Annotated in this window: 5 protein-coding genes; 4 read left to right on the top strand and 1 reads right to left on the bottom strand. The window is 65.7% G+C overall.

Annotated features, from left to right (window positions below; translation table 11 throughout):
* Positions 1-881 precede the first annotated feature (881 nt).
* The 4 genes from ACIA77_RS51110 (at position 882) to ACIA77_RS51095 (ending at position 5,597) form a co-directional block, all read left to right on the top strand.
* Positions 882-1,702 (top strand): IS5 family transposase gene (locus tag ACIA77_RS51110; protein ID WP_395893503.1). Its coding sequence is split into 2 segments (ribosomal slippage): positions 882-1,247 and positions 1,250-1,702, totalling 819 coding nucleotides; the frame shifts between segments, so codons are not numbered across the junction.
* 67 nt (positions 1,703-1,769) lie between these two features.
* Entirely contained in the window at positions 1,770-4,844 is a 3,075-nt protein-coding gene (locus ACIA77_RS51105; protein ID WP_395893500.1) for a CHAT domain-containing protein, read from the top strand.
* Positions 4,845-4,950: 106 nt separating this feature from the next.
* Positions 4,951-5,100 carry a hypothetical protein gene (locus ACIA77_RS51100; RefSeq protein ID WP_395893499.1) on the top strand — a complete coding sequence of 50 codons (150 nt, stop codon included), beginning with the start codon at positions 4,951-4,953 and terminating at the stop codon, positions 5,098-5,100.
* Positions 5,097-5,597, top strand: coding sequence for a hypothetical protein (locus ACIA77_RS51095; protein WP_395893498.1), 501 nt, complete (start codon positions 5,097-5,099; stop codon positions 5,595-5,597). The genes ACIA77_RS51100 and ACIA77_RS51095 overlap by 4 nt, the downstream gene beginning before the upstream one ends.
* 326 nt (positions 5,598-5,923) lie before the next feature.
* Here ACIA77_RS51095 and ACIA77_RS51090 read toward each other — a convergent pair whose 3' ends face one another.
* Positions 5,924-7,264, bottom strand: a complete 1,341-nt coding sequence (locus tag ACIA77_RS51090) for a recombinase family protein (protein ID WP_395893497.1) — start codon at positions 7,262-7,264, stop codon at positions 5,924-5,926.
* Positions 7,265-7,634 lie beyond the last annotated feature (370 nt).

Below are 7,634 nucleotides of genomic sequence, written 5' to 3'. Positions count from 1 at the left end.
CCGGAATCGCACACTTGCACAACATCCTCCTCGCTGGCTGACCGCAACACCCAGCAACACCAACAACAGCATCAGTTACGAGACATCACTTAGCGGCTGACGTCCGGATACACCCGCACCAGCAGCGCACGGAGTTGCTCGCGGTCGGCGATGTGCGAAAGGTCCCCGACCTCTTCCCACCCAGCGATGACGAGCCCCTCAGCGAGCGCCAACCCCTCACGCTCGCCCTGCCTTCCGGCACGGACCATCCAGGCACGCACGTGTGTATCCCCCATGTAGAGCTCACTCCTGCCGGTGGCCCATAGTAGGGTAAACCGCTCGGCGAGCTGTCCACTTTGGCGCCTGATCGGAACCCGGACGGCCTACCACTACTGCCCCGCCGTAACGCACCACCGCGTCGGGGGTCACCTCGGCGCGTCGGCCGAGCACGTTGGCGACCAGTTCCTCGGGCTCGGCGGGCAGGTCGCTGACCGACTCGCCGCGGCCGGCGCGAAAGGATGTCGATAAGCGCACTCAGTTCTCCTGCGTGCCCAGATCCGCCGGATCCGGGGGATTCACGCAGCGGGTACTCGGTTCCGCCTCAGCGCCGACTTCTCGCCCATCGGGGCCGCGCCAAACTGGTCATAGGCCATCGACATCCCGCAGCGCCGGCAGCCCGACTGACTGGAACGACAGACCTAACCATTCGCTTCAACGATAGGAGTCAGCGGCGTGTGTCGCCAGCTGCGAAAAGCCGCCCCGATCGGCCCGCCCCAGCTGTGAATCCCGATGATAAAGGGCGAACGAGGTGGGCAATGGCCCAGACGTGTAGAATGACTCTCGCTGGCAGCCGGCGCCGTAATAAGAGCGTGTCTCGTTTGGATCCTTCCGGTTGGGCTGCGATGATCTCGTGCTGTGATCGACTCGCTGTCGCAACGGTTGGTGCTGATGAGTTGTGGGCGTTGGTGGAACCGTTGATCCCGCCGGAGAAGGAGCGTCCGCAGGGTGGTGGGCGTGCACGGACGGATCCGCGGGCGGTGTTCGCGGCGATCGTCTTCGTACTGACCAGCGGCTGTGCGTGGCGGCACCTGCCGCCGTCGTTCGGGGTGTCGGTGCCCACGGCGCACCCCACGTTCACTGAGCGGACCGAGGCCGGGCTGTGGCGGCAGTTGCATCAGGCGGTGCTGGACGAACTGGGCGGCCGGGGGTTGATCGACTGGTCACGCGCGGTCCTGGATGGAGCATCTGTCAGGGCCAAAAAGGGGGCGGTTTGACCGGGCCGAGCCCGGTTGATCGGGGCAAACCAGGTTCGAAGATCCACGTGTTGTCCGATCGGGTCGGCGTGCCCGTGACAGTAGGAATCTCCGCGGCGAACACCCACGACAGCCACGCGCTCAAGCCCCTGGTCAACGCACTCCCGGCGATCCGCTCCCGTCGGGGGCCCCGGCGTCGGAAACCGACCAAGCTGCACGCTGACAAGGCCTACGACATCCCCGCCCTGCGCGCCTGGCTGCGCCAGCGCGGAATCATCCCGCGTATCGCCCGCAAGGGCATCGACTCCGGTGACAAGCTCGGCAAACACCGGTGGGTGATCGAACGGACCATCGCCTGGCTCTTCCGCTACCGCAGGCTCACCATCCGCTACGAATACAAAGCCAGCCACCACCTCGCCTTCCTCACCCTCGCCGCCAGCATCACCTGCTACAAGAAACTCACCAAATGAGACAAGCTCTAAATAATTCCTCATAGGATATCGAGCGCCGATTCACGGTTCGCGGTAGATTCAGGTAGTGAACCGAAATATTCAGCATGAAGTCCGGGTCTTCGAGGCAATCTCGCTCTTTGAGCGCTACGAGGCTCATGGCGATGTCACCGCACTCCGCCGAGCTATAGCGGTCCTCAAGACGGCGTTGAAGGGCACGACAATCGGCGACGCGAAGCACCGGGAGCTGTCTGGGTGGTTGTGCGTCATGCAGGGGCAGCTGTTCACGGAGACCGGCGACCGACGTTACATCGACATCGCCGTTGCAGCGGGCCAGGCTTCGGTCGGGGGAGTGAACAAGCGTGACAAGGACCTTCCCGCGAGATCGTGGTATCTCGGAGTGATTCTGCTGCTCCGGTTCGACGGCGTCGTTCCGGAGCAGCAGCAGGACTTGGACGACGCTGTCCGGCATCTGAGCTACGCCGTCGCCAGGACGGGACAGGACGAGCCTGATCGCGTACGCAGGCACGCCGATCTCGCGTCGGCGCTGTCGAGGATGTGGACGCGCACTGAGGAACCTGAGTACCTCGACCGAATGATCAGTGTCGGCCAGGCAGCGGTCGAGAACTCGGATCCGGACGATCCCGACCTGACCCGGGCGTTCCTTTTCCTGGCGGAGGGAGTCCAGGCCAAGTTCGCGCTGTACGCGGGCGAGGTCGCCAATGATCTTGCAGGAGCTGTCGAGTGGCTGCGGCGCATCGCGTCGGCCACGGCGGAACACCATCCTGATCGAGCCGAGCGATGGGTGCTTTTCTGCCTGGTGCAGATGGCTCGGCGAGCGCACTCCGCACCCGGCGACACTTCGGTTCTGGACGACCTTGTCGGGGCAGGTGAACAGGTTGTCGACGCGACTCAGCAGGGTGCCGCGGACCGCGCCGGTCGCCTGATTTGGCTGGCGCTCGCTCTGCAGGATCGGTATGTGGTGACCGAACAGCGACCCGACCTCGAAAGATGGATCGTCGTGGCTCGAGAGGCTCTGGCCTCGGGAGCGGGCGACGCGGCGGATCCGATGAGCGCCAACCTGCTCGGTACCGCCCTCGTCATTCGTTTCGAGCTGAGCGGGAACGAGCGCGACGTCGACGAAGCGATCGCGCTACTCGGCCCACTGACCGATCCCTCCCCGGACGACAGCGTCGACCGGGCCGCCGTGACCGCCGTCTTGAGTGACGCCTGGCGGCAGAAATTCGCTCGTTCAGGCGAATTCGCCTTTCTGGACCGTGCAGTGGACCTTCTACTTCCCGCACTGACCGCCGCGCTCGGCGACGAGATGTCGGATCACGAGGGTTGCCTGATCAACCTGACCAATGCCCTGGTGGCGCGCTTCGAACACACCAGCAAAGGCGAAGACCTGGCCCGCGCTCTCGCCGCTGCGCGTCGTGCTTGCGAGTTGGCGCCCGAATCCCGCGCAGCCATCAATGCGCTCGGTTGGGCGCTGATGGTCTCAACAAAGCGGTCCGACAACGACGAAGCTGTCGAGCTGATGGAACGATTGGTGAAAGCCGAGCCGGCCAGTAGTCTCTCCGCCGCCAAGGCGCTTACTAGTCTGGGTGGCGCGCTCCGTCACCGGTACAACCATTTCGACGATCCGCGCGACCTGGATCGGGCGGTGGCCATCGGCGAACAGCTGGTCAAGACAACTCCGAAGGCACACCTGATGCACGCGGCGCTCCTCGCGAACTTGGGGATGGCGGCGCGCACGCGTTACGACCGGAGGGGCGATCCCTCGGACTGGCGGGTGGCAGCTGCCGCGTTGCAGCAGGCCGCCGAATCCAGCGGGAGCGCTGTCGAGCGGATGCGCGGTGCCATGAACTACGGATTGTCACTGGCCAAGCAGCAGGTGTGGGATCAAGCTGCGGACGCGTTCGCGGGTGCGCTGGCGTTGGTGCCTGAGCTGGCCTCTGCCGGACTGCGCCGGGAGACCCGCGAGCACTGGCTGTCCACACTCAGCGACCTCGCGCGCAACGCGGCCGCCTGCGCCATCCACGCCGGCGAAGCCGAGCGTGCGGTGGCGTTGCTCGAACAAGGACGGGGCGTGCTGCTCGCCGAAGCCCTCGCGAGCATTGAGCCCACGCCGGCCGGTGACGGCAGCCCGGAACTGCCCGGACCGGTCGTCCTGCTCAACCTGAGCGGATATCGGTCCGACGCGGTCATCCGGACCGGGCGGACAATCGAGGTGGTTCCGCTCCCGCTGGCGACCCTGTCAGACACCGGCGTCCAGGTCGAGAGATTCCTCCGGCTCGCGAGCCGGAGGCCCGGCAAGCCTGTAGCAGACCGCGTCCTGACCGAGGTCCTCGACTGGCTGTGGCGAGCGGTGGTCGAACCTGTACTGGAACGTCTGGGCTTCACCCAGGCGCATGATCAACTGCCCCGTGTGTGGTGGGTACCTACCGGATTGCTCGGATTCCTGCCGATCCACGCTGCCCAGCACCGCGGTACGGGAGCGATGGACTACGTCGTCTCGTCGTACGCTCCGACACTGCGAGCGCTCCAGCGGAAATCGGCGATCCCCGCTACACCGGGCCGGGCACTGGTAGTCGCGATGCCGGAAACTCCCGGCAAGGACCCGCTCCGGCACACGGGTGAGGAAGCCGACGCGGTGGCCGCGCACGCGGTCGAGGCGGAGATCCTCAGAGCAGCTGAGGCTACCCGCAGCAACGTCCTAGCCCGTTTGCACGGCTGTTCGTGGGCGCACTTCGCCTGCCATGGCGGCGGAAATGTCCTCGATCCCTCATCGAGCAGACTGCTGCTGCACGACCACGAAAGGCGGCCCTTCACTGCAGCTGACATCAGCGCGTTGCGCTTGGAGAACGCGGACCTCGCGTTCTTGTCAGCCTGCTCGACAGCGACACCTGGATTGCGGATTCCGGACGAAGCGATCCACCTCGGGTCGGCTTTTCAAGCCGCTGGCTTCCGCCACGTCGTCGCGACTCTGTGGCCGGTCCTCGACCCGATCGCCGCTCGGGTCAGCCGCGACTTCTACCGAAACGCTGCCGCTGGATCCGACGGCCCCGCGCGAGCCCTGCACACGGCTCTGGAGCGGCTCCGGAAGGACTATCCGGAGAACCCGACACTTTGGGCGGCGCACACGCACCTGGGCGGGTAGGCGACTCGCGGACGCCCGTTCCGCCCGTCCGGCAGTGCAGACCGGGCTAGTATTTCGCCGAGGCGCGAGGCACCAGGCCCGTCCTGAATCGACCCGGGAGTGCATCATGGCCGACGACACTGAAACCTCCGGCCCCGTCGAGGAACCGAAAGGCCCGCCCGCCGACAAATCCTGGCTTGAGGTCGAGCACGTCCGAGGAGGCGAGGACTCGGTGTTCGCCAAGTTCGTCCGGCCGGACCCCGGCGGACGCGAGTGAGCGATCAGGGCGCCGTCTACCTCGCGTTCATCGAAGGTGAGCTAAAGGCAGAACGCGAACGGCGGTCGGCCTACGACGCCCGCGGGCAAGCGCTGGTCACTACCTCGGGTGCCTTGGTCACGCTGCTCACCGGGCTTGCCGCCGTCGCAAAGGCCGGGACAACGGTCCGTGTGCCGGCCGGTGCGCTCGCCGTTCTCGTGGCCGCGATAGTTCTCTTCGTATGCGCCGCCGCGAGCGGAATCGTCGCGGGTTGGAACCGGCACTATGCGCTGGCCGCGTCCACGACCCTGGATCGCATGCTGAACGAGCATTGGACCGATGACGAAGTAGACGCACGCAACAATGTTGCGACCCTGCATTCGCGGACAGTGCACACGCTCCGCCGAGCTAATGCCTTTAAAGCAGCGTGTGTGAGCATCGGCCTCATCGCGCAAGTTCTCGCTTTGAGCGCCCTCGGCGCGACAGTTCTCATCGTGATCGGCATTGCTTCGGCTTGACCGACAACCTGAATAGAACCACGCGTTTCGGATACGTTAACAGATCCTATCGGGAGGCAGGCGAACGGCGCTGCTCGATCGAGCGACCTATGGATGCCGGATACTTGTGGTTCAGTTCATCCAGGCAGCCGCAACTCGGACTCGGACTCGGACTCGGACACTCAATTACCCCATGGGGCGTGGGGTGGCTTCGGGGCCGCCAAGTGAGAACCTGCAGGTCAGCCCGGAATCCGGAGTGTTGTGGTTAGCGTGCAAGATCGTCTCGGACACAGTATTACCCCACGGATCGCGAAACGCGATCTTGGGGTTTCTGTCTGGTGCGGGGCTCAGGTCGAGTTGATCGTTTCGAGTCGCCATCCGGTGTTGTCCAAGATGATCAGCCTTCCTGAGTCCCGTAGCTCTGCTGCGACGCGACTGCTCCGTGTTCGGTCAGGCTCGGGCGTGGTTTGACTTTCGGTGCTTCGGTGACCGACGCGGATGTTGATCTGTTCGATGAGATGGTCTTCGCGAACGTACAAGGTCTTCGGCCGGGGTTGGGTTGCGCCTTGAGCGCTGGTGTGGCCATGACGGCAACGGTAGGTCGGGCGTCCATGGTTCCAGTGAGAGTCCAGACGTCGGTGGCAAACGCCGCAGTGGATCATGCCGGCGAGTGCGAACTGGCGAGGCCGGTTGTCTCTGGTCGGTCGTGGTGCCCGGATCTGCTGCGCGGCGACGAAATCCTGCTCTGTGACGAGCGCCGGGTGCGCAGCCGCGGTCGACAGCGCCGGCGTTGATCTCGGATTGCCTGTTCCATTGGCGCGGCGGTTCCAGGTTTGGCGTCCGGTGTAGCGAGGGTTGGCGAGGATGACGGCGACGGTGCGTAGTGTCCAGGCGCTGCGGGTTCGGTGGCGGTTGCGGTCGGGGTCGGCGCTGGCGGGGCAGGGGATCCCGCGTTCATTGAGATGCCGGGCGATGCTGGCGACACTGTGCCCGGCGAGGCGCTGCCGGAACATCCAGCTCACGTGTGGTGCTGTTCGAGGATCGGGTGCGAGGCGTTGGAGGCGCCGGCCCCAGCGGGCGTCGGCGGGGTTGGGGTGCGGTCCGGCGTCGACGAGCCGGTAGCCGTAGGGGGGTCGTCCGCCGAGGTAGCGGCCTTGCTGGGTGGCTTGGTTGTGCATGGCTGCCAGTACGCGGTGGCGGGCGCGGAGGACTTCGCGTTGTGATTGGGTGGCTAGCAGCGCCATGAGCGCGCGGTGGTCACGGTTGCCGAGGTCGACTGGTCCGTCTGTTTCGGGTAGCCAGAGCTGGATGCCGTGCCGGGTGCACCAGGCGTAGATCGTGGCGAACTGGCCTTCGGTGAAGGCGCGTTCATACTCGCCAACCACGATCGCGTCGATCGCCGGGTCGGTGCTGGCGATCATGGTCATGAGCTGGGCGGCTTGGGGTCGTTGTGGCCAGGGGGTGCGGCGGGAGGTGCCGGCGTCGAAGTAGTCCGCGATGATTCGGCCGTGGCCGGTGATGAGGTGGTCGGCCATGTCGTGTTGCCAGCCGTGGGAGGACACGCGGTCTTGATGGCGCAGGGTTGAGGTGCGGCCGTAGAAGGCGAATCGCAACCCGCTGTTGGGGTGGGGTGGGGGAGAGGGCTGGGTGGGTCTGCCGGTGGTCATCCATTGCGCGAGCACGTCCACCGTCGCTGCTGAGGATGGCGCTGACCCGGGCAGTGGTCGAGGAGGGGGCACGATGAACCGATGCACCAGTTCCGGGGCCATGACGGTGAGCCTGGCTACGTTCGCCCGAACAGCGCAGCCGAGGCATTGGCGGGTTGGGCGTATGACGTCGTAGTCATGGCCGTGTGTGGCTCTTTGAACTCGACGCCTTGCGCCTCGTCTGGTCGCAGGGATTCGACCGGGCTTGTGACCAGGGACGGCAGCGCGTTGCTGGTCACCGGTGCAGGCGGTGGCGTCGGCTCGACGTTGGCGCGGTCCGGCGTCGTTGGTCGATTGCCGCCGTTCCGGGGCTGGCCGGGGGTGGTGATCGCTCGGAAGCCTGGCTTTGGGC

It is taken from the genome of Amycolatopsis sp. NPDC051903, assembly GCF_044452505.1.
Lineage (GTDB): Bacteria > Actinomycetota > Actinomycetes > Mycobacteriales > Pseudonocardiaceae > Amycolatopsis.
The sequence above is the reverse complement of the archived record's forward strand: the minus strand, read 5'-3'. Positions and strand labels throughout refer to the sequence as shown.

Coding starts and splice junctions, on each gene's coding strand:
- ACIA77_RS51100 (WP_395893499.1), top strand. CDS start 4,951: ATGGCCGACGACACTGAAACCTCCGGCCCCGTCGAGGAACCGAAAGGC.